Here is a 26881-nt window from a genome sequence, read left to right as displayed (position 1 = left end):
TGGGCTGATCGAACAAAACGGCCGCCCCATGGGGCGGCCAGTCAGATTCTACGCGAAGCCGGGCGGCTTGGGATCAGGGCTCGAGCCGGGCCTGTGCCAGCGGCAACTCCACATAGAAGGTCGCACCGTGCCCCAGCACGCTCTCGCAGCCCACCTTGCCATCCATGGCTTCGGCGAGGCGCTTGACGATGGAGAGACCCAGGCCGGTGGTGTGTTCGCCTCCGGTCGGTACGGCAGAAAGCCGGCTGAACTTACGGAACAGACGCTCCATCTCGTGGGTGGCAATGCCTGGCCCCTGGTCCGACACACGCACCTGCACGCGCTCGCCAATGGCAATGGCCTCCAGCCGGATCGCGGTCTGGTGGGGTGCGTACTTCGATGCATTGGAAATCAGATTGTCGAGCACCTGCCACAGTGCCTGTCGATCTGCCATAACGTTCAGCCCGCACGGCGTGTAGATACAGAGCTGCTGCTTCTCCACCAGCCGCATTTCCCAGCTGGCCACCAGCTCCGTGCACAGGCCATCGAGCAACACCCGCTCCGGCCGCAGATGGTATTGGCCTGCTTCCAGTGCGTTGATGTCGAGCAGGTTGCCGAGGATGCGCTGCATGCGCTCGGACAATTTGACGATGCCAAGCAGGCGATCCTCCACCCGATCGTGCGACCACTCGCCAAGCTTGCCGACGATGAGATTGGTCATGCCCTGGATCGACGCCACCGGATTCTTCAGATCGTGCGCGGCGATGGTCAAAAGCTCGTTCTTTTCCTCGTTGAGCTGGGTGAGTCGCAGGTTGGCCGCCTCCAGCTCCATATTGCGTACCGCCAGCTCCTCGGTACGCCGCTCGACCAGTTCTTCCAGATTGTGGCGATGCTGCTCGATGGTGGTGGCCATGCCATCGAAGGTGCGGGCCACCTCGCCCAGTTCGTCGTCGCGACCGGTATCGAGGTTATCCGAGCGCTTGCCGGCAGCCAGCGACACGATGGCCTGCTTCAGCCGCGCCAGTGGCATCGCCACATCGTGCCGCAGCGTCCAGGCCATCACGGCAAGCTCCAGCACCAGCGCAATCAGGCCGAGCAACAGCACCATGCTGGCCGCCAGTGCAGCCTTTTCCTGTAGCAGGCGCTTGGGATAGACGCTGACGAACAGCCAGTTCGCTCCCTTGATCGGCGCCACGCCGAGCCAGGCGCTGCCGTCGGGCGATTCGACAAAAGGCTGGTTCGGCGTGGCTTTGAGCGCTGCCTCGTAGAGGCTACGTACCTCCAGATCTTCCACTTCGGTCACCCGGTAACCGCCGCCGGCTTCGCGGATCTTGCCCATACGGGCCGGGTGTGCCACCAGATCGCCGTCGCGGGTGACGATGAAGTTGTGCGTGCCGGGAATGCTGACGTTGTTGGTGCGCTCGATCAACTCGTCAAGCAGCACATCCTGGCCAGCGCCGCCCACAAAGCGTCCAAGGTAATCAATGGGCGTGACTACCGATACCATCCACTGGATGGCCTGCTTGTCGAAGTAGATACCGGTCCAGAACGTCTTGCGCTCCGGGTTGCGCGCCGGGGTGGCGCCCACTTCGGTCGGCAGGTCTGCGGCAAAGTCCGCCACGGAGCCGTTGCGCGCGTAGTTGAGATCCGGCAGGAAGATGATGCTGCCGTCCGACACGTTCAGGTCGATGAAGGTATCGTAGTAGCGGCTGCGGTGTGCCGGGCCATACTGGCTGGCGAGATCGAAGCCCACCAGCACTTGGCGCATGAACTCCGGCGTGAGTTTCACATTGGGCAGCAACGCCACGGTCGCTTGGTGCTCGAAATCGTCGAGTTCCAGCCGAACCCGCCAGATGCCGTCGCGCTCCTGGCTGAACAGCTGGTGAAAACGCGGTGCCGGATCGGTTTCGCCATACAGCGCCATGCGGCGCACGAACTCGTCGCGCAACCTGCGGGTATTGATTTCAGCCTGGAGGAAGGGTTCGGATTCGAGCTGGCTGCGGGCGGCAATGTACTTGCCGAGATTGGCCAGCGCCTCTTCCTGGAAACGCCAGTAGCTGTAGTAGTAGGAGATTGCGGTCAGTACCAGCGCCACGATGCCGATGCGCAGCGCGATATTGCGCAGCACACGGCGGGACAGCGTGGAGGTCGGTTTGGCCGGTTCAGTCATGGCGCGAGCATAGCGGAGCCGGTCATCCGCGCCAAGCGGAGCCCCCGGCGCTGTCTCGGATCACGCAGCGCTGCTGCCAGCATGACAAACGACTGAATCGTCACGCCTTTCAGACATCTGGGTCCGGGCTGCTCGCGGGTTCGTTCAGGCGACGGTACGCTACCTCGACGATTTCCAACTCCTCAATGCCAGCGGGCGTGCGCAACTGCACCACATCACCCTCGCGCGCCTTCAACAACGCACGCGCCACCGGACTGGTCCAGCTGATGTGGTTGCGCTTGAGGTCGGTTTCATCGACCCCGACGATGGCCACGGTTTCCTCGCGGCCATCGTCGCGCAGGTAGCTGACCGTGGCGCTGAAGAACACTTGGTCGGTGACTTCGCGCGTTTCCGGATCAACCACCTCGGCGTTCTCCAGCCGCTTTTGCAGAAAGCGGATGCGGCGATCGATCTCGCGTAGCCGGCGCTTGCCGTACTGGTAGTCGGCATTCTCCGAGCGATCGCCGTTGCTGGCCGCCCAGTTCACCACTTGAGTGACATGCGGCCGCTCCTTGTGCACCAAGTCGTAGAGTTCGGTACGCAGCCGGTGCCAGCCACCCGGCGTCATGTAGTTCTTGCTGCCCGCGGGTACCTTGAGCTCGGGCGGCAGCTCATCGTCCGCGTCGTCGCTCTCGCGGGTGAACGCCTTGCTCATCGCGCGCTCAATCCTTGGCTTCGCCGTTGAGCTTGAGGTCCGCCCACTTCATCACCGCCAGCACTTCGGTTTCGTTGAGCTCGTAGAACTGGCCGCGCTTGAGTCGCGGCGGCAGGCCGAACATGCCGAAACGCACCCGCATCAGCCGGCTCACCTGCAGCTGGTAATGCTCGAACATACGGCGCACCTCGCGGTTACGGCCTTCCTTCAGCACCACGTTGTACCAGTGATTGGCCCCTTCGCCGCCGGTAGGCGTGATGTGTTCGAAATGCGCCGGCCCATCGTCGAGCTCAATGCCCTTCTTCAGCTCGGCGATCTGCTCATCGCTGAGTTCGCCAAGTACACGCACCGCATACTCGCGCTCAATTTCGAAGCGTGGATGGGTCATGTGGTTGGCGAGGTCGCCCGAGGTCGTGAACACCAGCAGGCCCGAGGTGTTGAAATCCAGCCGGCCGATGGCAATCCATTTGCTGGAAGCAAGCTTGGGCAGGCGCTCGAACACGGTGACGCGGCCTTGCGGATCATCGCGGGTAACGAGCTCGCCTTCCTGCTTGTGATAGAGCACCACGCGCGGCAGGCGATCCGGCCAGCGCAGCGCAACGCGCTTGCTGCCCACGCGCACATCGTCGCCCGGTTTCACCTTGGCACCGAGCTCGGCCACGCGGCCGTTGATGGTGACCTTGCCCTCGGCGATCCAGCCTTCGACTTCGCGCCGCGAGCCCCAGCCGGAGAACGCCAGCGCCTTCTGCAGTCGCTCCTCGCCCAGCTGATCACTGGCGATGCGCTTCTCGCGCAGTTGCTTCTGCTTGGCAACCTGCAATTGCGAACCGGCCCGCACCTGCAGCTTCTTGGCGCGTTTGACCGGCGCACGACGCTCAGTCGGCGGCTGAGCTGCTGTATCCGCAGGCTTGCCTTGTGCTTGTCCACGCGTGCCAGCTGGTTTGGCGGCCCCTGCCTTACCCCGGCCGGCTTCGCCCAGTGCCGCCTTGCTGCTGACCCAATCGTCGCCCTGGCCCGCCTTGCGGCCGGCCAGTTGAGCGCGCCGCTGCTGACCGGCCTTCTGTTCGCTGATCGCCGGCTGCGGGCGACGTGCTCGGTTGTTTCTCATCTTGGTGTTTCCAATGCAAACCGCGATTATACCTTGGCCGTCAATCGCCTCACCCCGAAAACAAAGGCCGCCTCGAGGGCGGCCCTGGTTGTGCCGGCATGGCATCACCCTTCTGCGAAGAAGGCGATGCTGCCGATGCTGGTCAGGCCGAGGTTGAAATGCTGACGGGTGAATTCCTCGCTGCGGCCGGAAAGCTCGGCGCGGCGCAGGATTTCATGCAGCACCTCGATTTCCTTGAACCACTTCAACAGCCGGGTATCGTTGTTGATGAATGACTCGATCTGGGTCTTGGCCGGATGATCGCCCAGCACGTTGACCTGACCGCCTTCGTTGCTGGCGAGCTGGATCGCTGGCGGTACCGTCACGCCGAGGCCGGACAGATGCCCCATCAGGTCGTCGCCATAGCGGGTCAGCTCGTTCGCCGCCTTGCTGCGGATGTCTGAAAGCCGTACCTGGCCATCGTTGCCGGCCAGCCCCAGGAACCGCGCAACGCCATCATCCAGCGCGGTCCCCTCCTCTACATCGCTTACCATGTTCACGGCGCGTTTCCTTGTCAGTTTAGGTATCAATTGATCCAACCCATCGTAGCAAAGGCCATTTTGAAGTTTCGGAGCAATGTGACGGACGGTTGACCTAAAGCAGGGAACGGAGTTCGTACAGCTTTTCCAAAGCCTGACGGGGGGTTAGCGTATCGGGGTCGAGCTCGGCCAGATGCTCCATCGCCGGGTGCGGCAAGGCTTCAACCTCGGGGGCGGGTGGCACGGCAAACAGATCGCCTTGTAAGCCATTGCTGATACTGCCTTGTTCCAGTTCGGTCAGCTTACGCTTTGCCTGTCGGATCACGTCGCGGGGCACACCGGCAAGCTGCGCCACCGCCACCCCGTAGCTCTGCGACGCCGGGCCTTCCTGTACCGCGTGCAGGAACACGATCTTGTCCTTGTGCTCGACCGCATCAAGGTGGACATTGGCCACCACCGGGTAATCCTGCGCCAATCGCGTCAGCTCGAAATAATGCGTGGCGAACAGCGTGTAGGCGCGGTTCTTCTCGATCAGCGCGCGCGCAATCGACCATGCCAGCGCCAAGCCATCGAATGTAGACGTGCCGCGGCCAACTTCGTCCATCAGCACCAGGCTTTCCGCAGACGCGTTGTTGAGAATGTTCGCGGTTTCCGTCATCTCGACCATGAAGGTCGAGCGCCCGCCCGCCAGATCGTCGCTCGCACCAATGCGGGTGAAGATGCGGTCGACCCGCCCGATGCTGGCCCGTGTGGCGGGCACGAAGCTGCCCACGTGCGCCAGCAGCACGATCAGCGCCACCTGCCGCATATAGGTCGATTTACCGCCCATATTGGGACCGGTGATCAACAGCAACTTGCGCGTGGCGGCAAACGCCAGGTCGTTGGGAATGAAATCGGCGATCTGCGCCTCGACCACCGGATGGCGCCCGGCCTCGAAGTCGATCAGGGTGTCATCAACAAAGGCCGGCGCCACATAGCGGCCAGTGACCGCGCGCTCGGCGAAGCACGCCAGCACATCGATGGTCGCCACCGCCTGCGCAGCCAGCCGCAACGCCGCCAGCTGAGGCTGCAAGCTTTCCAGCAGCTGCTCGTACAGCTGCTTTTCCAGCGCCAGCGCGCGCTCCTGCGCCGACAGGGCCTTGTCCTCGAACTGCTTGAGCTCGGGCGTGATGAAGCGCTCGGCATTCTTCATCGTCTGGCGACGGCGATAGTCCGGCGGTACCTGGTCGAGGAAGGAGTTGGTGATTTCGATGAAATAGCCGGCAACGCGGTTGTATTCAACCCGTAGCGTGGCAATGCCGGTGCGTTCGCGCTCACGCGCTTCCATCTGCGCCAGGAACTCGCCACCGTGGTTCTGGATTTGCCGCAGCTCATCAAGCTCGTTTGAGTAGCCATCGGCGATCACGCCGCCTTCACGCAGCACCACTGAAGGTTCCGGCAGGATGGCGGCGGCCAGCTGGGCTTCGATCGCGGCATCAGGCGCCAGCGCCAGCGCAACGCCAGTAAACAACCCGCCTTGCGGCAGCAAAGCAGCCAGCTGTGGCAGCTGCACCAGGCTGTCACGCAGGCTGGACAGATCACGCGGTCGTGCCGAGCGCAACGCGATGCGACCGGCAATGCGCTCGATATCGGCGATCTCGGCCAGCACGCGTTGCAGATCGATATAACTGCCGGCATCGATCAGCGCGGTGATGGCACCTTGGCGCTCCAGGATGCGGCCGTGGCTACGCAGCGGATGATGCAGCCAGTGCGCCAACTGGCGCGAGCCCATGCTGGTGGCGCATTGGTCGAGCAGCGAGAACAGCGTTGGCGCGGCTTCACCGCGGATGGTCTCGGTCAGCTCTAGGTTGCGCCGAGTGGCGGCATCGAGCTCGATGTACTGGCTGGTGCTTTCCACCCGGAGCCCGGCCAGCGCCGGCAACGCGCCGCCCTGCGTGGTCCGCACGTACTCCAGCAGCGCACCAGCCGCGCCGAGCGCTACCATCGGGCTGGTGATGCCGAAGCCGGCGAGATCATGCACGGCGAAATGGCGCGCCAGATTGCGGCTGGCGGCATCGGCGTCGAACTGCCATGGCGCGAGTCGCCGCACCGGGATCTGCAACTGGTCGAGCAAGGCGAGCTCAGTATCGTCGCTGACCAGCAGCTCGGCGGCGCGCAAGCGCTCGAGTTCGGACGGCAGGCGGTCGACATCGGTATCCATCAGCGCGAAATCACCGGAGGCCAGTGACAGCCAGGCCAGCCCCAAGCGACCCTTGAACGCCACCATGGAGAGCAACCGGTTCTCGCGCTTGTCATCCAGCAAGGCGGCATCGGTCAGCGTGCCCGGCGTGACCACCTTGACCACCTTGCGCTCGACCGGGCCCTTGGCCAAGGCCGGATCGCCCACCTGCTCGGCAATCGCCACCGATTCGCCCAGCTTCACCAGCTTGGCGAGATAGCCCTCGCAGGCGTGGTGCGGCACCCCGGCCATACGGATCGGCATGCCGGCGCTCTGGCCACGGGTCGTCAGCGTGATATCGAGCAGCTTGGCCGCCTTGACGGCGTCGTCGTAGAACAGCTCGTAGAAATCGCCCATGCGGTAGAACAACAGCTTGTCCGGGTGCTCGGCCTTGAGCGCCAAGTATTGCTGCATCATGGGGGTGTGGCTGAGTTCGTTACTTTCTTTGACTTTTTTCTGCTTCATCGAGGCGGTGTCGAATACGATGGGGCTGGTGCGCAAGGCCCGCATTTTAACAAGGCCACCGTCGACGCCGCTGCTATTTCACACCGGTCAGCCGCAACGTGCGCCGAGCTGACCTAGCGACCTCAACCAGGATTGCTTGCCGCCTTGCCGATGAAGCCGATTGCCGCCCTGTTGTCTCTTGCCATCCTGCTTGGCACCCTTGCTCCTTTCATTCGAGCGGAACCGAATGCGATGAATGTTGTGCCCCATATTGCCGGTCACCCGGTACTGAACAAGGTCGATCTGGATCGGGTGAAGCGCCATATCATCGCGAGCGGCGCGCGATGCACCTACGTCAACAAGTACAACCACAACCCCTGCCTCGAAACAGCGGAATTCCGGCTGTTCCTCAATCCGGACCCGGGCCCGGACGGGCATCCGCAATGGAACATCAATTGCGATATCACGCGTGGGGATTTCAATACGCTGGTGGTGCAGGAAAAACGGGAGCCCTACGGCTATCACACCATCCGCTTCCTGTCGGCTGATAGGCTGACGTTGCGGGATGCCAACCCACAGGTGCTGGAGCACGCAGTGCGGGATGTGCTGGCGCAGCTCGATCGATGACGGTAGAGCGTTCGTCGAACCGCCCTATCGACACCACACCAAGCAGGCTGGCTCGCCGAAGTGGCCGAACACCACCGCGTTCTGCTCAAAACGCTGCCCCCACTCGCAGGCGGCGAGCTGATCGATGCCCGGCACCCAGAGCGAGGGCTCGGGCTGCCAACCTGGCTCATCGGGCTCACCCAGCGCCTCGACCGGTCTGAAGCCCTGCGCGTGCAGCGCATCGATCAGGTTCTGGTGCCGCGCCAGGTTCTCATGGGCGCAGAGCTGCGCAGCGGAATAGGGATTGCACGCCGAGACCACCGCCCAGCTCGTCATGCCAAGCCGCGACAGCGCCGAATCGACCTCCGGCTGCAGGTCACCAACGCGGATACAGCAGCCGAGCGCTGGCACCCGGTAGCGCGTGGCGCGGTAGGCCATGCCAAACCGCGCCTCGAGCTCGGCCTCGTTCATGCTCAACGGATGTGTTGCTTGATCAGGTGCAGCATCTGGCCGAATACGCGCGGCGTACCGCACAGCACATCGCCGGATTGCAGGTAGTGCTCCTCGCCCTTCATGTCGGTGACAAGGCCACCGGCCTCCTGCACCAGCAGAATGCCAGCGGCGATGTCGACCAGCTTGAGATCAAATTCGAAGAAGCCATCGAACCGGCCGCAGGCCACGTAGGCCAGATCCAGAGCGGCGGCACCAGGGCGGCGCACGCCAGCGGCCTGCTGCGCCATGTCGCGGAAGATCGCCATGTAGGCGTCGAGATTGTCGAACTTGGTATAAGGGAAACCGGTGCCGACCAGCGCGTCCGACAGATCGCGCACCTTCGAGACACGGATGCGGCGATCGTTCAGGAAGGCGCCGACACCGCGGGTTGCGGTGAACAGGTCGTTGCGGTTGGGATCGTAGACCACGGCCTGGGTGATCACGCCCTTGTGCTCGAGCGCGATCGAGATCGCGTATTGCGGAAAGCCATGCAGGAAGTTGGTGGTGCCATCGAGTGGATCGATGATCCACACGTATTCCGAGTTGCCCCGGTTGCCCGATTCTTCGGCGTGGATCGCGTGAGTGGGATACGCCTCGAGAATGGTCTCGATAATGGCGCTCTCGGCCGCACGGTCGACTTCGGAGACGAAATCGTTGTGGCCTTTCTTCTCGGCAGCGATCAGGTCGAGGTTATTGGAGGCGCGCTGAATGACGGAGGCGGCACGGCGGGCGGCACGGACGGCCGTATTGAGCATCGGATGCATGGCAGGTTCCTGTTTGGCGAGAAGCGGTCGACCACGCTGCCGCATCGCGCGGCAGGACGGGAATCAGCCGGGCCAAGGCCACGGCATCGATGCAGATTGTGGGGTCACACGGGGCGACCAGCTTCTAAAGATCGGAAAATCGGCGCCATTGTAGCGCGAGCGCGCCTTGCCGTTAAGGGGCCTGCCCAGGGCAGGCCCTACATGATCAGGATGATGCCTTGGGCGTGCGCTTCTTCGCGGCGGCCTTGGCTTCCTCGCTACCGGCCAGCGGCGGCTCGGACGGCTGGGGATCACCCGGCGTCGGATCGTTCTTCGCATAGCCCGGCATGCCGAAACCCGTGAACAGATGCTTGGCGCGATCCTGCAGCTGTTGCTGCATCTCGACGAACAGGCTGGTGCTGCTCTCCAGATAGTTGCTCATCATGTTCTGCAATGCCGGCCCCTGGAACTTCATGAAGTCGCCCCATAGGTTGGCATTGTTGAGCAGCGGATTGTCGGTACTGATTGCGGATTGGGCCTGATCCTGCAGTCGGTGCTGCATCTCGGCGAAGAGCTGCATGTTCTTCTCAAGATAATTGCCCATCAGTCCCTGCATCGCGTGGCCGTAGAAACGGATGATCTGCGTCAGCACGTCGTAGGTGAACAGCGGCATGCCGCCCGCCTCTTCTTCCATGATGATCTGCAGCAGCACCGAGCGGGTGATGTCATCACCGGTCTTGGCATCGAGCACCTGGATATCGGTGTTGTCGAGCACCAATTGCTTCACGTCGGCGAGCGTGATGTAGGAACTCGTCGCCGTGTCGTACAGCCGCCGATTCGGATATTTCTTGATCACGCGTTTATCGGCGCTCATGCCTTCTCCATGCTTGTAGTCTGTGTGCGTCCAAGTACAAGAAGATAGCTTGCGTTCGTCGTTTTGTGCAACCGCTCATGCTGCATCGCACAAATAATGGTTGACACTCCAGGAGTGCACGACCAGAATGACTTCGGTATTGTGCAAAGCAACATGAACTGCATGCTGCGTTCGGCACAATGGTAGATCGAACCCATCCTCAGAGACAGGAGAGCAATCATGAGCCAAGCCCAGCAACAATTCGCGGAATTCGCCACCGACTACGTCGAATCCTCCCTGCGCTTTGCGCGCATCTCGCTCGACTCGGTCGAGCGCGTCACCCGCCTGAACCTTGAGACCGCCAAGACCGCGCTCGAGGAAAACGCCAAGAACGCCAAGGCTTGGGCCTCGGTCAAGGATGTGCAGGAAGCCCTAAGCCTGCGACAGCGCTTGGCTGAAGCCGGCGTCGAACAGTTCTCGGCCTATTCCAAGAGCCTGTACGACATCGCCTCGCAAGCCCAGGCCGAAGTCGCCAAGCTGATCGAAGAGCGCACCACCGTGTTCAACAAGGATGTGGTGTCGGGCTTGGATCGCTTCGTGAAATCCGCCCCGGCCGGCACCGACGTCGCCGTGGCCGCAGTGAAGTCGACCGTGCAAGCCACCGCTGCCGCAGTCGACAGCCTGACCAAGGCCGCCAAGCAGGTTGCCGATTTCACTGATGCTTCGGTGAAGGCCGCCACCACCGCGACCACCGATGCCGTGAAGGCTGCCACCAAGCGCGCCGCCAACAGCAGCAACGCTGCCGTCTGACACAGTGCAACATCCGTAGCAGCGGGCGCCAAGGCGCCCGTTGTCGTTGTTGCAGCACAGCTACAGCACCCGGGTGCCGAAGTCGGCCAAGCCGTTTCGCCATAAGGGCAAAACAAAACGCCACGCAATGCGTGGCGTTTTGTTTGGTAAGAGCAGTCCGCTTATTCTGCGGCCGGCGCTTCCACAGCCGGAGCCGGCGCTGCTTGGGTAGCTTCGTCGTTCAGCACAGCCTTGATCGACAGGCGGACGCGACCCTTCTCGTCCTGCTCCAGCGCCTTCACGCGCACGACCTGGCCTTCCTTCAGGTAGTCGCTCACGTTCTTGATGCGCTCATTGGCGATCTGGCTGATGTGCACCAGACCATCGCGGCCCGGCATGATCGAGACGATGGCACCGACGTTGTTGTCGAGGATCTTCACCACCGGGCCTTCGTAGATCTTGCCGATTTCCACTTCGGCAGTGATCTCGCTAATGCGGCGCTTGGCTTCGTCCGCACCTTCAGCCGAAACCGAGGCGATGGTGATGGTGCCATCTTCCTGGATGTCGATCTGGGTACCGGTTTCCTCGGTCAGCGCACGGATCACCGAGCCACCCTTGCCGATCACGTCGCGGATCTTCTCCGGATTGATCTTCATGGTGTAGAGGCGCGGCGCGTGTTGCGACACTTCCGTGTTCGCGCCAGCCACTTCGGCCTTCATGATGCCCAGGATGTGGATGCGGCCAGCCTTGGCCTGCTCCAGCGCCACCTTCATGATTTCCTTGGTGATGCCGTTGATCTTGATGTCCATCTGTAGCGCGGTGATGCCGTTGTCGGTACCGGCCACCTTGAAGTCCATGTCACCGAGGTGATCCTCATCGCCCAGGATGTCGGTCAGCACCGCGAAGCGATTGCCTTCCTTGATCAGGCCCATGGCGATACCGGCCACGTGGTTCTTCAGTGGCACACCGGCATCCATCAGCGCGAGGCAGCCGCCGCAGACCGAAGCCATCGACGACGAACCATTCGATTCGGTGATCTCGGACACCACGCGCATCGAGTAGGCGAACTCTTCCGGCGTCGGCAGCACTGCCACCAGGGCACGCTTGGCCAGACGGCCGTGGCCGATTTCGCGGCGCTTCGGGCTGCCGACGCGGCCGGTTTCACCGGTCGAGTACGGCGGGAAGTTGTAGTGCAGCATGAAGCGGTCGGTGTATTCACCGGCCAGCGCGTCGATCTTCTGCTCGTCGAGCTTGGTGCCCAGCGTCGCGACGACCAGGCCCTGGGTTTCGCCACGGGTGAACAGTGAGGAGCCGTGGGTGCGTGGCAGCACGCCATTGCGGATGGTGATCGGGCGCACGGTGCGGGTGTCGCGACCGTCGATACGCGGGTAGCCGTCCAGGATCTGGTTGCGGACGATTTTGGCTTCCATGTCGTGGAAGATGCCGCGGATCTTGTTGGCCAGCAGGGTATCGGTGTCCTCGGTGATGAGGGCAGCCTTCACCTTGGCCCAGGCTTCGTTCAGCTTGACGGTGCGGGCCTGCTTTTGCGGGATGCGGAAGGCCTGGGCGATGTCGTCACCGGCGATGCCGGCGATCTGTGCTTCCAGCGCTTCGTCGCGGCTCGGCTCTTCCCAGTCGAACAGCTCAGGGTTTACTTCGTCGGCGAGTTCGTTGATCGCGTTGATCGCGGCCTGCATCTGCTCGTGGCCGAACACCACGGCGCCCAGCATCACGTCCTCAGCCAGTTCCTGCGCTTCGGATTCGACCATCAGCACAGCCTGCTCGGTACCGGCGACCACCAGATCCAGCTGGCTGGTCTTGAGTTCGTCCTTGGTCGGGTTCAGCAGGTACTGACCATTGGCATAGCCGACGCGGGCAGCACCGATCGGGCCCTGGAACGGCACACCGGCGATCGCCAGTGCAGCCGAAGCGCCGATCATGGCGGGGATGTCGGAATCGATCTGCGGATCGAGCGAGACCACGGTCGCGACGATCTGCACTTCGTTGAAGAAACCTTCCGGGAACAGCGGACGGATCGGGCGATCGATCAGGCGGCTCGTCAGGATTTCCTTCTCGGACGGACGGCCTTCACGCTTGAAGAAGCCCCCGGGGATCTTGCCGGCGGCATAGGTACGTTCTTGATAATCGACGGTCAGCGGGAAGAAGTCCTGACCGGGCTTGACGCCCTTGGCGGCAACGACGGTGACCAGCACCACGGTGTCGTCCATGGAAACGACCACGGCGCCAGAGGCTTGGCGGGCGACTTCGCCCGTTTCCAGCTTCACGGTGTGCTTGCCGTACTGGAACGATTTCACGATTTTATTGAACACGGATTTTCCTTTTCTCTACAGTGCACCCTCGGCCCTGGGCGTAGCGGCAATGACAATCGGGCCGATGCGGCACGCACGCCACGCGGGGAGCGCGGTTCGGGTGCTGCGGCGATTGCCGGTTCCGACACAACCTGCCGGTCTGTCCGCCGTCGGAACCACGGTTGGGCGAACAGGCCGTTTGAAACTGGGGGCCTTGAAACAAAAAAGTCGCAGTCTTGACGACTGCGACTTCTGGCCTGGACTTACTTGCGCAGACCCAGCTTGGCGATCAGTTCGCGGTAGCTGTCTGCGTTGGTGCGCTTGAGGTAGTCCAGCAGGCGGCGGCGACGCGACACCATCTTCAACAGACCACGACGCGAGTGGTGATCCTTGGCGTTGGCCTTGAAGTGGGGGGTCAGGTCGTTGATGCGGGCGGTCAGCAGGGCAACCTGCACTTCCGGGGAGCCGGTATCGCCTTGGACGCGTTGAAACGACTTGACGATGTCGGCCTTTTGTTCGACGGTAACTGCCATTGCTTGATACTCCAAAGTTGAGGGGTCATTGCCCCGACAAGCGCGGCGAGCCTGAACGACCCCTCCGCGCTTCCTCCCGCTCACGCCGTGGTCAGCAGTCGTTTGGACCTCAGCACCGCATCGGCACCGACCTCGCCCAAACCGAGGAATCGCGCATTATCCGCATTTTGCCCGGGACCGTAAAGCCGGAATTCGCCAGTCTGGCCGGGCGTCAGCCGTACGGTCATGCCATGGCACAACCGCTCGGCCTGCTCCGCATCGAGCGTCAGCGCGGGTAGCTCTGCAAGCAGGCGGTCGGCCGGCATCAGCAACGCTTCGCGGGCTGGCATGTCCAGCTCTGCCAGCGCATCCAGCGAGATCGCGTCCTCGAGCACGAAGCCGGCGGTGCGGGTGCGGACCAGCCCGGCAAGGTAAGCACCGCAACCGAGCGCCTTGCCCAGGTCGTCGGCGAGCACGCGGATATAAGTGCCCTTGGAGCAAAGCACATCGAGCACCAGCGTCGTACCGTCGAAGCTCAGCAGATCGAGTGCATAGAAGGTGATGCGTCGTGCCTTGCGTTCGATCTCGACGCCCTGGCGCGCATATTCATAGAGCGCCTTGCCCTGGAACTTCAGCGCCGAATGCATCGGCGGCACCTGATCGTACTCGCCGAGGAATGAAGCCAGCACCGCGCGAAGGCGCACCTCGTCGCAATCGACCGTGCCGCTCGCTGTGATCTCGCCTTCGCCATCGAGCGTGGTCGAGACTTCACCAAGGCGAACCGTGGCGCGATAGCCCTTGTCGGCGTCGAGCATGCGTTGCGAGAACTTGGTCGCTTCGCCAAAGCACAGCGGCAGCAGACCGGTCGCGAACGGGTCGAGCACGCCGGTGTGACCCGCCTTCTCGGCCTGGAACAGCCAGCGGGCCTTTTGCAACGCGCCGGTGCTGGAAAAGCCGAACGGCTTGTCGAGCAGCAGCACGCCGTCGATTTTTCGTTTTGCCATGGAATGGAAAGCAGAAAGTGCGGGGCGTGCATCATGCACGCCCACGATGATTACGCGTCGTCGTCCGGCGCCTTGGGCAGACTGGCCGCCTGGGCGATCAGGCTGTCGAGCTGCATGCCACGCTCGATCGAATGATCGTAGTGGAAATGCAGCTCAGGCATCTTGAACAGCTTGAAGCCGCGCGCCAGCTCGCTGCGCAGGAAACCCTTGGCGGCTTCCAGCTTGTCGGCAATGGCCGCCGCGTCCTCACTGGTGCCAAGGAAGGTGTAGAACACCTTGGCGTGCGAATAGTCGCGCGTCACCTCGACGTCGGTCACGGTGATAAGCGATGCCTTGGGATGATCGAGCTCACCGCGAATCAGCTCGGCGATGTCACGCTGCAGTTGCTGCTGGATACGGTCGGAACGGGTGAAATTTCTGGCCATGATACTTACCTCGGGAAGGGCAAAGGGGGAAGCAGAAGCGTTTGCCGCCCCCGCTTCCCCCTTGCCTTGCCCAGTGTGGGATTACAGCGTCCGCGCCACCTCGACGATTTCGAACACTTCGAGCTGGTCGCCTTCCTGGATGTCGTTGAAGTTCTTGATCTGCAGACCGCACTCGTAGCCCGAGCGCACTTCCTTGACGTCGTCCTTGAAACGCTTGAGGCTTTCGAGCTCGCCCTGATGGATGACCACGTTGTTGCGCAACACGCGTACACCGGCGTGACGCTTGACGATACCGTCCTGCACGTAGCAACCGGCGATCGAACCGACCTTGGACACCACGAACACCTGACGGATCTCGACCTGGCCGATGATCTGTTCGCGCTTCTCCGGTGCCAGCATGCCCGACAACGCCGCCTTCACGTCATCCACGGCGTCGTAGATGATGTTGTAGTAGCGCAGGTCCACGCCCTCGGACTCGGCCAGCTTGCGCGCGGCCGCATCGGCACGCACGTTGAAGCCGACCACCACGGCCTTGGATGCCAGGGCCAGGTTGACGTCCGATTCGCTGATGCCGCCAACGCCCGAGTGCAGGATCTGCACGCGCACTTCGTCGGTCGACAGCTTCTGCAGGCTGCCGGCCAGCGCTTCGGACGAACCTTGCACATCGGCCTTGATGATGATCGGCAGGGTCTGCACTTCGCCTTCGGCCATCTGGGCGAACATGTTCTCCAGCTTGGCGGCCTGTTGCTTGGCAAACTTGACGTCGCGGAACTTGCCTTGACGGAACAGCGCGATTTCACGCGCCTTCTTCTCGTCGGCCAGCACCATCGCATCTTCACCGGCAGCCGGTACTTCCGACAAGCCGAGGATTTCGACCGGAATCGACGGGCCAGCTTCGTTGATCTGCTTGCCGTTCTCGTCGAGCATCGCCCGCACGCGGCCCCAGACCTGACCAGCCAGCACCACGTCGCCCTTCTTCAGCGTACCGGACTGCACCAGCATGGAAGCCACGGCACCACGTCCCTTGTCGAGACGTGCTTCGATGATGATGCCCTTGGCCGGGGTATCGACCGGCGAGGTCAGCTCCAGCACTTCGGCCTGCAGCAGGATGGCGTCGAGCAGCGCATCGATGTTCGTGCCTTGCTTGGCCGACACTTCGATGAACTGGGTATCGCCACCCCAATCTTCCGGCACCACTTCGTGCGCCACCAGTTCCTGGCGGATGCGCTCGGGGTTGGCGCCCTGCTTGTCGATCTTGTTCACCGCCACCACGATTGGCACCTTGGCCGCCTTGGCGTGGTGGATGGCTTCGATGGTCTGCGGCATCACGCCGTCGTCGGCAGCCACCACCAGCACCACGATGTCGGTCGCGCTGGCACCGCGGGCACGCATGGCGGTGAACGCCTCGTGACCCGGGGTGTCGAGGAAGGTCACCATGCCCTTCTCGGTTTCGACGTGGTAGGCACCGATATGCTGGGTAATGCCGCCGGCCTCACCCGCCGCCACCTTGGCGCGACGGATGTAATCCAGCAACGAGGTCTTGCCGTGGTCGACGTGACCCATCACGGTGACGACCGGAGCACGGTGCAGTTGCTCGTGCTCGCCCTTGTCGGCTTCGTCCAGATAGGTATCCGGGTCATCAAGCTTGGCGGCGACCGGGTTGTGGCCCATTTCCTCGACCACGATCATCGCGGTTTCCTGGTCCAGCACCTGGTTGATGGTCACCATCATGCCCATTTTCATCAGCGCCTTGACCACCTCGACGCCCTTCACTGCCATCTTGTGCGCAAGGTCGGCCACCGAAATGGTTTCTGGCACATCGACGGTGTGGACGATGGGATCGGTCGGTGCCTGGAAGGCGTGCGCGTTGTCGCTGTCGGCCTGGCTGCCCTTGTTGCGGCCACCGCCCTTCTTCGAACGCCAGGCATTGCCGGCATCGGCACCACCACGGGTCTTGAGGCCCGTGCCCTTCTTGCCGCGGCTGTCGCGATCATCGCGATCGTCCTTGCGGGCACCGACGGGCTTCTTGTCGGCTGGCTTGGCTGCTGCCGGCGTGGCTGCAGCGGGTTCGGGCTTGGCGGGCTCGGGCGCACGCAGCGGGGTGTCCTTGGGCTTGCGCAGGTCGACGCGCATGCCGATGCGTGGGCGATCGCCCAGCGTCGGCGGCGCAGCCGGCTTGGCTTCCGCCACGGGGGCTGGCGCAGGAACAGGGGCGGCGACCAGTGCTGGCGTCGGCGCCGCAACAGCCTCAACCACCTCGGCGACAGCGACCGGCTCGGCGGCAACAGCCTCGACCACCGGCTCATCCTTGCGCTCGGCGCGTTCCTGCTTGGCACGCATTTCGGCGGCCTGGCGCTCGCGCAACTCGGCTTGGCGCCGGGCCTCGACCTCGCGCTGGGCGAGTTCGGCCTGACCCAGGGCCGGCGCAGCAGCAGCCGGTGTCGCTGCGGCGACAGCGGGCGCGGCTGCAGGTGCGGCGACCGGTGCTTCGATCACGCGCTTCTTGCGCACCTCAACCTGGATGGTCTTGGACTTGCCCGTCGCATCGGTCTTGCGGATTTCGCTGGTTTCCTTGCGGCCCAGCACGATCTTGGGCTTGTCGGCACCACCACCATGCTTCTGCTTCAGGTGGGTCAACAGCCGGGTCTTGTCCTCGGCCGTCACCGTATCATCGGCGCCGGACTTCGACAGGCCGGCTGCGCGCAGCTGCTCCAGGAGCTCCTCGGAGGGCATCCTGAGCTCGGCGGCAAACTGGCTGACTTTGATTTCACTCATTCATATTCCTCCGGGCTCAGGCGAACCAATGTTCGCGGGCCTTTACAATCAGTTGCTTAGCGGCTTGCTCATCGATACCGGTCATCTCGGTGAGTTCGTCCACCGCCAGTTCGGCGAGGTCGTCGCGGGTGTGGATGTCGTGCTCGGCCAGTGTGGTAGCGAGCTCGGGCGTCATGCCTTCGAGCGACTTCAGGTCTTCGGACTGGTGCTCCAGCTTTTCTTCGCGCGCAATGGCCTGGGTCAGCAGGGCATCGCGGGCGCGGGCGCGCAACTCGTTGACGGTCTCTTCGTCGAAGCCTTCGATCTCCAGCATCTCGGCGAGCGGCACGTACGCCACTTCTTCCAGTGTGTTGAAGCCTTCCTGCACCAGCACGTCGGCGACGTCCTCGTCCACATCAAGTGCGTTCACGAACAGCTCGCGCACCTTGGAGAACTCGGCTTCGTGTTTTTCCTCAGCCTCGGCCACCGTCATGATGTTGATCTTCCAGCCGCTGAGCTCGGAAGCAAGCTTTACGTTCTGGCCGCCGCGGCCGATGGCCATGGCGAGGTTTTCCTCGGCCACCACCACGTCCATCGCGTGGCTTTCCTCGTCGACGATGATGGAGCTGACATCGGCCGGCGACAGCGCACCGATCACGAACTGCGCCGGATCGTTAGACCAGAGGATGATGTCGACGCGTTCGCCGGCGAGCTCGTTGGTCACCGCGTTGACACGGGTGCCGCGCACGCCAATGCAGGTGCCTTGCGGGTCGACGCGCTGGTCGTTCGACTTGACGGCAATCTTGGCACGCATGCCAGGATCACGCGCCACGCCCATCAGTTCGATCAGGCCGTTCTCGATTTCCGGCACTTCCATCTCGAACAGCTTTTCCATGAATTCCGGCGCGGTACGCGACAGCACCAGCTGGGGACCACGACCGCCACGATCGACGCGCAACAGGAAGGCGCGCACACGGTCACCGACGCGCAGGTTTTCCTTGGGGATCATCTGGTCACGGGGCAGCATGGCTTCCAGCTTGCCGAGCTCGATGATGGCGCTGCCACGCTCGATGCGCTTGATGGTGCCCGAGACGATATGCTCGCGACGCTCCAGGAAATCGTTCAGGTTCTGCTCGCGCTCGGCATCACGGATCTTCTGCAGGATGACCTGCTTGGCCGTCTGCGCGCCGATACGGCCGAATTCGATCGGCTCAAGCTCTTCTTCCCAGGTATCACCCAGCTTGAGGCTCTTGTCGTAGTCGGGCGCATCGGTGATGGCGATCTGGCGGCTCGGCTCCTCGTGGTCGTTGTCCTCGACCACAGTCCAGACGCGGAACGAGCGATAGTCGCCGCTGTCGCGGTCGATCTGCACGCGGATATCCACCTCGTCGTCGTAACGCTTCTTGGTCGCCGAGGCGAGCGCCATCTCTAGCGCAGTGAACACGACGTCTTTCTCTACATTCTTCTCACGGGCCAGTGCATCGACCAGCAACAGAATTTCACGGCTCATTGTCGTTTATTCCTTGGGCACAGACTGCCAATTCAAACCATTCAATCAAATCGTTCCGGGTGCAGACGTCGCGTCAGAACTTGGGCTCCAGCCGTATCTTGTCGACCTGCGCCAGCGGCAGCCGCAACTGCTCACCCTCGCTCTCGACGAGGACATGCTCGTCCTCATACCCCAGCAGCTTGCCGACGAAGCGCTTGCGCTTGTCCGGCAGCGGCAGGCGCAACTTCACCTTCACCAACTCACCGGCGAAGCGCAGGAAATCGGCCGGTTTCTTCACCACACGGTCGAGCCCCGGCGACGACACCTCCAGCCGCTCGTACTCGATGTTCTCGACCATGAACAACCGGGTGAAGTGGTTGCTCACCGTGACGCAATCGTCGACATTGATACCGCCGGGCTTGTCGATGAACAGTCGCATCAGGCCACCATGGCCGATCTCGAGATCGACCATCTCGTAGCCCATGCCCGCCAGCGTGGTTTCCAAGAGTTCCTGCAGGTTGACTGCCACTACGTTTCCTTCGCTACAAACAAAAAATGGGCTGCAAACCTGCGCCCATTCAAAAAAGCACACCCGTCGGTTGGGAATCGCTTTGAATGCCCGAACGCGCCGGAGGGCGACGCAGAGCATTGTTTTCAAACGATCCCCTTGGGGATAGACCGGATTCTAACAGAAACAACCACTTGGCGAAACTGTCGCAGCCGGGTGCTTGTTGCACCTGGATTACGCCTCTAGAGTAGATCGCAATACCGCATAACTTACAGTGCGCGCGCCCGTTTCGCGCCGGCAGCAGTCCACCAAAAGGAGAACAATCGATGGAGCGCCCCTGGTTTCAAAGCTACCCGGAGCACGTGCCCCACGAGATCCAGGTCGAGGAATTCAGCTCGGTCCCGGACGTGTTCGAGCAGACGGCAAAGAAATATGCCAACCGCCCGGCCTTCATCAACATGGGCAAGGCGCTGAGCTACACCGAGGTCGAGGCCCGCGCCAACGCCTTTGCTGCCTTCCTGCAGCAGGACCTGAAACTGCCGCGCGGAGCGCGCGTGGCGGTGATGATGCCCAATCTGCTGCAATACCCGATCGCGATCTTCGGCATCCTCAAGGCCGGCATGACGGTGGTGAACGTCAATCCGCTCTACACACCGCGCGAACTCGAGCACCAGATGAAGGATTCGGGCGCCGAGGCCATCGTCATCGTCGCCAACTTTGCCCATACGCTGGAAAAGGTGGTGGCGCACACCAAGCTCAAGCACGTGATCGTCACCCAGATCGGCGATCAGCTCGACTTCCCGAAGCGGCAGTTGGTCAATCTGGTGGTCAAGCACGTGAAGAAGATGGTGCCGGCCTACAGCCTGCCCGGCCATATCAAATTCAACGACGCGCTGGCACGCGGCGCGGCGCAAACGCTGCAACCAGCCAATGTCACGCTGGATGACCTCGCCTTCCTGCAATACACCGGCGGCACCACCGGCGTGGCCAAGGGCGCCATGCTCACCCACCGCAACATCGTCGCCAACATGCAACAGGCGCACGCCTGGATCCGCGGCGTGGTGAAGGAAGGCGGCGAGATGATCGTGACCGCCCTACCGCTCTACCATATCTTCTCGTTGACCGCGAACGGCATGGTGTTCACCAAGATCGGCGCCACCAACCTGCTGATCACCAACCCGCGCGACATCCCGAACTTCATCAAGGAATTGCGCAACAACCCGGTCACCTGCATGACCGGCGTGAACACGCTGTTCAACGCACTGTGCAATAACGCCGATTTCGCCACACTCGACTTCAGCCGCTGGAAGCTGGCACTCGGCGGTGGCATGGCGGTGCAGCACGCGGTGGCAGAAAAGTGGAAGCAGATCACCGGCGTGCCGCTGGTCGAGGCTTACGGCCTGACCGAGACCTCGCCGGCCGCAATGATCAACCCCATGACGCTAAAGGAATACAACGGCCTGATCGGCCTGCCGATTCCGTCCACCGATGCCGAAGTGCGCGACGACGAAGGTCGAGCACTGCCGGCGGGCGAACGCGGCGAGCTGTGCATCAAGGGTCCGCAGGTGATGAAGGGCTATTGGAATCGTCCCGAGGAGACCGCCAAGGTGCTGGGCACCGATGGCTTTCTCGCCACCGGCGACATCGCCATCATGTCGCCGACCGGCTATTTCAAGATCGTCGATCGCAAGAAGGACATGATCCTGGTGTCTGGCTTCAATGTGTATCCGAACGAGATCGAGGACGTGATTGCCGATCATCCGGGCGTGCTGGAAGTAGCCTGCATCGGTGTGAACGACGAAAAATCGGGCGAAGCGATCAAGGTGTTCGTGGTGAAGAAAGACCCCACGCTGACCGCCGAAGGTGTGATCGCCTACTGTCGGGAAAACCTGACCAATTATAAGGTTCCCAAACAGGTCGAATTCCGCGACGAGCTTCCCAAGTCGAATGTCGGTAAGATTCTGCGCAGGGAGTTGCGCCAAAACTGACAAAAGAACGCCACCATGAACCTGTTGCCTTATTTCAAGTTGATGGCCGAACACAAGGCCTCGGACCTATTCCTGTCGTCCCACTCGCCGGTGGTGATCAAGATCAACGGCCACTGTCGGCCGGTGAACAATCAGGTTCTGCAGGGCGAGCACGTGAAGCAGCTGGTCTACCAGCTGATGAGCCCGGAGCAGATCGCCGATTTCGAGCAGGATTGGGAATCGAACTTTGCGGTGCCGGTGCCTGGCATCGGCCGCTTCCGGATCAACGTGTTCAAGGCCCGCGGCAACGTTTCCATGGTGGCGCGCTACATCCGGGTCGACCCGCCGTCGCTCTCCGAGCTGCACATCCCCGAGGTGCTGAACGAGCTGGTGATGCAGAAGCACGGCATCATTCTGGTCGTCGGCGCCACCGGCTCGGGCAAGAGCTCGACCATGGCCGCCATGCTGAACTTCCGCAACGACAACCACGCCGGCCACATCCTCACCATTGAGGATCCGGTCGAGTTCATGCATCACCACAAGAAATCGCTGGTAAACCAGCGCGAGATCGGCTTCGATACCAAGAGCTATCACGAGGCGCTGAAGAACGCGATGCGCGAGGCACCGAACGTGCTGATGATCGGCGAAATCCGCGATGAGGAAACGATGACCCATGCGATGCAATATGCGCAGGCCGGTCACTTGTGCCTGTCGACGCTGCACGCCAACAACAGCTATCACTCGCTGTCGCGCATCGTGAACTTCTATCCGCAGGATGCCCGCGAAGCACTGCTATACGATCTGTCGACGTCGCTGCGTGCCATCGTGTCGCAACGGCTGATCCGCAACAAGCAGGGCAATCTGGTGCCTGCGGTCGAAATCATGCTCAATACCCCGCGCATCGCCGAATTGATCCGCAACGGCCAGCTCGCGGACATCAAGGAAGCGATGGAGCAATCGCTGACCGATGGCTCGGTCACTTTCGAGCAGGCCTTGTACAAGCTCTATAAGGATGGCGAAATCGAGCTCGATGAGGCGCTGCGCAATGCCGATTCGGCAACGAACCTGTCCTGGATGGTGAACAACGCGCAAACCGTGGCCGAGCAGGAGCAGGCGCGCCGTGCGCCGACAGCCAATCCGGCCGCACCGGCGCCGGATGTGGAAGTCAACTTCGATATCTCGTTACACTAAGCCCCGTTCCCACCCAAATCCGGGGCCGCATCGCGGCCCCTTTGCTTTGCAGGAGCCCGCATGAGCACCCCTACCCTCTACGGCATCGCCAATTGCGATACGGTGAAGAAAGCCCGCGCCTGGCTGCAGGACGCCGACATCGACTACGGCTGGGTCGACTACAAGAAGACCCCGCCGACGGCAGCGCTGCTGCAGGGCTGGATCGGCCAGGTCGGCTGGGAGACGCTGGTGAACAAGGCTGGCACCACCTGGCGCAAGCTCGATGATGCGGCCAAGGCCCAGGTGACCGATGACGCGTCTGCCATCGCGCTGATGCTGGCGCAACCCAGTGTCATCAAACGTCCGGTGCTGGATCGCGGTGGTAAAATCAGCATCGGATTCAAGCCCGACACCTACCAGGCCCTTTTCAGCAAATGAACGCCCCCAGCCAAGACCTCCTCGCCGATCCCACCATCGACCTGACCGTGCGCCTGCTGCGCCAGGCCTCCGTCACGCCCGACGACGCCGACTGCCAGCAGATCATGGCGCGACGCCTGGAGGCGCTGGGTTTTCACATCGAGCACCTGCGCTTCGGGGATGTCGACAATCTGTGGGCGCGTTTCGGCACGACCGGCCCGGTGCTGGTATTCGCCGGCCACACCGACGTGGTGCCGACCGGCCCGCTGGAGCGCTGGCAATCGGACCCGTTCACCCCTGACGTGCGCGATGGGCACCTTTTCGGCCGCGGGGCCGCCGACATGAAGGCCTCGCTCGCTGCCTTCGTCACCGCCACCGAATCCTTTCTTGCCAGGCACCCCGAGCCGCGCGGCTCGATCGCCTTCCTGATCACCTCGGACGAGGAAGGCCCAGCCCACAACGGCACGGTCAAAGTGGTCGAAACATTGCAGGCCCGCGGCGAGGCCATCGACTACTGCATCGTCGGCGAGCCAACCAGTGCCGAACGCTTTGGCGACACCATCAAGAATGGCCGCCGTGGTTCGCTGTCCGGCCATCTCACCGTGCATGGCGTGCAAGGACACATCGCCTATCCGCACTTGGCGAAGAACCCCATCCATCTAGCAGCCCCAGCCCTTGCCGAGCTCGCCGCAACCGAGTGGGACCGCGGCAATGCCTATTTCCCACCGACCACCTGGCAGGTGTCCAACATCCATGGCGGCACCGGCGCGACCAACGTCATTCCGGGCACGGTGGAAGCGCTGTTCAACTTCCGCTTCTCCACCGAACAGACTGCCGAGACGTTGAAGCACAAGGTAAACGCCATCCTCGACACGCACGGCCTTGAGTACGAAATCGACTGGACGCTGAACGGCGAACCGTTCCTCACCGACCATGGTGCCTTGATCGAGGCAATCCGTGGCGCCGTCACCGAAGTGACCGGCTCAGCCCCCGAGCTCAACACCACCGGCGGCACCTCCGATGGCCGTTTCATCGCCAAGCATTGCCCGGAAGTGGTCGAATTCGGCCCGATCAACAAGACCATCCACAAGCTCAACGAATGCGTGGCTGTTGCCGACATTCCCCGGCTGGCGGCGGTGTACGAGAAGACGCTGGAAAAACTGCTGACCTGAACCAGCAGCAGTAATAGATAAGAGCCGGATTCATCCGGCTCTTATCTATTACTAGGGCAAATCTCGCAAAACCAATCAATGTGGCCAGCCTATGCTGGGTGGGTTCCCAACCTGGAGCCCGCAATGAGCCAAGACAATCCCAGCATCATGTCGCATGTATCCATCGGCACCAATCGCTTTGCCGAAGCCGCCACGTTCTACGACGCCGTGCTCGCCACCATCGGGGCTCGTCGTATCCTCGACTTCCCCAACGCCATCGCGTATGGCAAGGCCTTTCCGGAGTTCTGGGTGCAGACGCCCTATGACGGCCAGCGCGCGGCCGTCGGCAATGGCACCCACTTCGGCTTCTTTGCCAGTAATCGGGCTCAGGTCGACAGCTTCTACGCGGCAGCGCTCGCACAGGGCGCCAGCGGCGATGGCGCGCCCGGCGCCCGTGAGGAATATGGCGAGCCGTACTACGGCTGCTTCGTCCGTGACCTCGACGGCCACAAGATCGAAGCGGCGTACTGGGACGCCGAGCTGGCCGAGCAGTTGGATCTGTAGGCCCCCCCAAAAAAGGCCGCCCCGAGAGGCGGCCTTCTGCTTTCAGCACGACATCACTTCTGCCAGACGCGTACGTAGTCGACCTTCATATACAGCGGGAAGTCGGCCTTGTTAGGCTCCGCCCAACCGGTGAACAGGCCACCCAGCGCCAGGTTCAGGTTGATGTAGAACGGTTTGCGGAACTCTTCCATGTTCGCCGCCGTGGTATCGATGGTGTGCACCGGTGTCGGCCGGGTTTCACGATCAATGTAATAGCGGATCTGGTTCGCATCCCATTCGATGGTGTACAGATGGAACTGGGTCACATCGCCGACTTCCGCATTGCCCGGACGCTCGTTGTTCTGACCGTCGGCCCAGGGGAACACGCCGATACGGCTATCCCAGAACACATTCTGGAATGACCGCGTCTCGGTGTTCTTCTGTTCCATGATGTCGATCTCGCCGCAGCTCGACCAGTTGGACGCCATGGTGTCGTAGTAAGTCATCGGCGCGTTGTAGTTGCTGGTATAGGTATCGTCGCAGGACGTACCCATCATCCAGAACGCCGGCCAGGTGCCGATGCGCCTCGGCAAGGCCATGCGCGCCTCGATCCGACCGTATTGCCACGAGTGCTTGCCCTTGGTGGTCAGCCGGGAAGAGCGCTGGTACCACTGCCGGCCGGCAATGTTCATGGGGGTATCGAGGTACTCCGCCTTGATCACCAGATTGCCGTTCTCGCGATACGCGTTTTCCGGGCGATACCATTCCCATTCACCATTACCCCAGCCTTGGAAGGCATTCAGGCCTGGGTTCAGGCCGTTGCCAACGTGATAGTTCCAATTGGCCGAGTTGGGCGTACCGCTGCCATCGAACGTGTCTTCCCACACCACGCGCCAGCCATCCGGGCTCGGCGTCGGCCCAGGGGTAGGCACCGGCGTCGGCCCAGGGGTAGGCACCGGCGTCGGGCCAGGTGTCGGATTGGGCGTGGGTGCTGGGGTCGGCGACGAGCCGCTCAGCGTGAATTGGGTCCAGGCAGTATCGAACGCCCCACCACTGCTACGCCCCACGGTGAGGAAATAGCGTACGGTCGCCCCCGCTGGCAGGTTGCTCACGGTATAGCTGTTGTTGGTGCCAGATACCGTCATGCGCACATTGACCTGCTCGCCACCATTCACCTGGTAATGCAGATCGGCCCACGGCGCGTTGTTGGCATAGAAACGCACACTGTTCGCGGTGAGCACCTGATGGCCATAAGCGGCCGCGGGGGTCGGTGCGGTGGTCGGCGTCGGAGCTGGGGTGGGCTGCGGACGCGGAGTGGGAGTCGGGACTGGCGCTGGTGTCGGTGCCGGGGTCGGCGATCCGGAACAACTACCTTGGTCGGACCATAACGACGGCGTCGATGCCGGATTCCAGTTGGTGCCGACATAGGCGGTATGCGTGACCAGCGAGCGGTAGTTGTGCCCTGCATACGATGCATTGCTTCCAGCCGCATAAGTATTGCCTTCCGCCCACGGTGCAGCGCAGGCGGCCGCCAGCGCAGCCTCCCCGGCCAGCGAACCGGTGATGAGAACCAGCGACGCCGCGAGCGTACGTAGCGTTCCGTGCTTGCTCTGTTTCATTGATTCATCCTCGTTTTGATGTATTCAGTCGCATCCACAGCTTTCTCGGAGCTCGCCCCAAATGAAAGCGCTTTCAATCATGCATGGCGCACCCGGCGAAGAACAGAGGCATGCAGCCCAGCGCATGCATTTCTTGCGGCGCAACACAGAAAAACCTCTTATTTACTGCCATTTTTCTTTCTATTTGCTGCAAAGCAATATCGATGAACGGTAATAAATAGTTCCATTAATTGCACCAAATCGGTGCAACAAAATCGCCTGTCGCTTGGGGCAGCCCTCTAAGCCTGCAAACTGCGCGCTTCCGCAGTAAAAGCTTTTGCCATGCATAAAATCTGTTCTTGGAATAACCGTTCGTCGGTAACTCACCAAGTTCGCCTCGCATCAATCGCTCGCAAATCA

At 62.2% G+C, this 26881-nt stretch carries 23 protein-coding genes; 7 read left to right on the top strand and 16 right to left on the bottom strand.

The features are described 5' to 3' along the window. Positions 1-73: 73 nt before the first annotated feature. The 5 genes from FLM21_RS09690 to mutS form a co-directional block, all read right to left on the bottom strand. Positions 74-2149, bottom strand: a complete 2076-nt coding sequence (locus FLM21_RS09690) for a sensor histidine kinase (RefSeq protein WP_148715372.1) — start codon at positions 2147-2149, stop codon at positions 74-76. A gap of 109 nt (positions 2150-2258) precedes the next feature. Then, entirely contained in the window at positions 2259-2843 is a 585-nt protein-coding gene (gene greB / locus FLM21_RS09685) for a transcription elongation factor GreB (RefSeq protein ID WP_148715371.1), read from the bottom strand. 7 nt (positions 2844-2850) lie between these two features. After that, a complete protein-coding gene (locus FLM21_RS09680) occupies positions 2851-3951 on the bottom strand; it encodes a pseudouridine synthase (protein WP_187360172.1) in 1101 nt (366 codons plus the stop codon). Positions 3952-4055: 104 nt separating this feature from the next. After that, positions 4056-4490, bottom strand: a complete 435-nt coding sequence (locus tag FLM21_RS09675; protein ID WP_148715370.1) for a hypothetical protein — start codon at positions 4488-4490, stop codon at positions 4056-4058. A gap of 94 nt (positions 4491-4584) precedes the next feature. Further along, the gene (gene mutS / locus FLM21_RS09670; protein WP_148717506.1) at positions 4585-7104 is read right to left on the bottom strand and encodes a DNA mismatch repair protein MutS; all 2520 of its coding nucleotides are present in this window, start codon (positions 7102-7104) and stop codon (positions 4585-4587) included. A 279-nt stretch (positions 7105-7383) separates the two neighbouring features. Here mutS and FLM21_RS09665 point away from each other — a divergent pair, with 279 nt between their 5' ends. After that, the gene (locus FLM21_RS09665) at positions 7384-7758 is read left to right on the top strand and encodes a hypothetical protein (RefSeq protein ID WP_148715369.1); all 375 of its coding nucleotides are present in this window, start codon (positions 7384-7386) and stop codon (positions 7756-7758) included. A gap of 24 nt (positions 7759-7782) precedes the next feature. Here FLM21_RS09665 and FLM21_RS09660 read toward each other — a convergent pair whose 3' ends face one another. The 3 genes from FLM21_RS09660 to phaR form a co-directional block, all read right to left on the bottom strand. Beyond that, positions 7783-8208, bottom strand: coding sequence for a DUF3293 domain-containing protein (locus tag FLM21_RS09660; RefSeq protein WP_148715368.1), 426 nt, complete (start codon positions 8206-8208; stop codon positions 7783-7785). Between the two features lie 2 nt (positions 8209-8210). Continuing rightward, positions 8211-8993: an inositol monophosphatase family protein gene (locus tag FLM21_RS09655; protein WP_148715367.1), complete on the bottom strand. Its 783-nt coding sequence runs from the start codon at positions 8991-8993 to the stop codon at positions 8211-8213. Positions 8994-9198: 205 nt separating this feature from the next. Continuing rightward, positions 9199-9846 (bottom strand): polyhydroxyalkanoate synthesis repressor PhaR, encoded by a 648-nt coding sequence (phaR, locus tag FLM21_RS09650; RefSeq protein WP_148715366.1) that lies wholly within the window; start codon positions 9844-9846, stop codon positions 9199-9201. A 219-nt stretch (positions 9847-10065) separates the two neighbouring features. On the opposite strand from phaR, the gene FLM21_RS09645 reads away from it, so the two are divergent. After that, on the top strand, positions 10066-10635 hold the full coding sequence (locus FLM21_RS09645) for a phasin family protein (protein ID WP_148715365.1): 570 nt from the start codon (positions 10066-10068) through the stop codon (positions 10633-10635). A gap of 161 nt (positions 10636-10796) precedes the next feature. Here FLM21_RS09645 and pnp read toward each other — a convergent pair whose 3' ends face one another. The 7 genes from pnp to rimP form a co-directional block, all read right to left on the bottom strand. Continuing rightward, positions 10797-12944, bottom strand: a complete 2148-nt coding sequence (gene pnp / locus FLM21_RS09640; protein ID WP_148715364.1) for a polyribonucleotide nucleotidyltransferase — start codon at positions 12942-12944, stop codon at positions 10797-10799. 242 nt (positions 12945-13186) lie between these two features. After that, positions 13187-13456: a 30S ribosomal protein S15 gene (rpsO, locus tag FLM21_RS09635; protein WP_148715363.1), complete on the bottom strand. Its 270-nt coding sequence runs from the start codon at positions 13454-13456 to the stop codon at positions 13187-13189. A gap of 80 nt (positions 13457-13536) precedes the next feature. After that, positions 13537-14439: a tRNA pseudouridine(55) synthase TruB gene (gene truB / locus FLM21_RS09630; protein WP_148715362.1), complete on the bottom strand. Its 903-nt coding sequence runs from the start codon at positions 14437-14439 to the stop codon at positions 13537-13539. Positions 14440-14489: 50 nt separating this feature from the next. Then, positions 14490-14864 (bottom strand): 30S ribosome-binding factor RbfA, encoded by a 375-nt coding sequence (rbfA, locus tag FLM21_RS09625; protein ID WP_148715361.1) that lies wholly within the window; start codon positions 14862-14864, stop codon positions 14490-14492. Between the two features lie 81 nt (positions 14865-14945). Further along, the gene (infB, locus tag FLM21_RS09620; RefSeq protein ID WP_148715360.1) at positions 14946-17639 is read right to left on the bottom strand and encodes a translation initiation factor IF-2; all 2694 of its coding nucleotides are present in this window, start codon (positions 17637-17639) and stop codon (positions 14946-14948) included. A gap of 16 nt (positions 17640-17655) precedes the next feature. Further along, a complete protein-coding gene (nusA, locus tag FLM21_RS09615; RefSeq protein WP_148715359.1) occupies positions 17656-19128 on the bottom strand; it encodes a transcription termination factor NusA in 1473 nt (490 codons plus the stop codon). Positions 19129-19201: 73 nt separating this feature from the next. Next, complete coding sequence (rimP, locus tag FLM21_RS09610) at positions 19202-19636, bottom strand: ribosome maturation factor RimP (protein WP_281284972.1); 435 nt, start codon at positions 19634-19636, stop codon at positions 19202-19204. 305 nt (positions 19637-19941) lie between these two features. Between rimP and fadD the strand changes: the two genes are divergently transcribed. The 5 genes from fadD to FLM21_RS09585 all read left to right on the top strand — a co-directional run bounded on the left by fadD (position 19942) and on the right by FLM21_RS09585 (position 24884). Then, positions 19942-21603 (top strand): long-chain-fatty-acid--CoA ligase FadD, encoded by a 1662-nt coding sequence (fadD, locus tag FLM21_RS09605; RefSeq protein WP_148715358.1) that lies wholly within the window; start codon positions 19942-19944, stop codon positions 21601-21603. A gap of 15 nt (positions 21604-21618) precedes the next feature. Beyond that, positions 21619-22773, top strand: a complete 1155-nt coding sequence (locus FLM21_RS09600; RefSeq protein ID WP_148715357.1) for a PilT/PilU family type 4a pilus ATPase — start codon at positions 21619-21621, stop codon at positions 22771-22773. A gap of 60 nt (positions 22774-22833) precedes the next feature. Continuing rightward, positions 22834-23190, top strand: a complete 357-nt coding sequence (locus tag FLM21_RS09595) for an ArsC family reductase (protein ID WP_148715356.1) — start codon at positions 22834-22836, stop codon at positions 23188-23190. Next, a complete protein-coding gene (gene dapE / locus FLM21_RS09590; protein WP_148715355.1) occupies positions 23187-24341 on the top strand; it encodes a succinyl-diaminopimelate desuccinylase in 1155 nt (384 codons plus the stop codon). The genes FLM21_RS09595 and dapE overlap by 4 nt, the downstream gene beginning before the upstream one ends. Before the next feature lie 123 nt (positions 24342-24464). Next, on the top strand, positions 24465-24884 hold the full coding sequence (locus FLM21_RS09585; RefSeq protein ID WP_148715354.1) for a VOC family protein: 420 nt from the start codon (positions 24465-24467) through the stop codon (positions 24882-24884). Positions 24885-24937: 53 nt separating this feature from the next. On the opposite strand, the gene FLM21_RS09580 is transcribed toward FLM21_RS09585, so the two are convergent. Next, positions 24938-26482 (bottom strand): family 16 glycosylhydrolase, encoded by a 1545-nt coding sequence (locus FLM21_RS09580; protein WP_187360171.1) that lies wholly within the window; start codon positions 26480-26482, stop codon positions 24938-24940. Positions 26483-26881 lie beyond the last annotated feature (399 nt).

It is taken from the genome of Chitinolyticbacter meiyuanensis (assembly GCF_008033135.1).
In the GTDB taxonomy this organism is placed as follows: Bacteria; Pseudomonadota; Gammaproteobacteria; order Burkholderiales; family Chitinibacteraceae; genus Chitinolyticbacter; species Chitinolyticbacter meiyuanensis.
The sequence above is the reverse complement of the archived record's forward strand: the minus strand, read 5'-3'. Positions and strand labels throughout refer to the sequence as shown.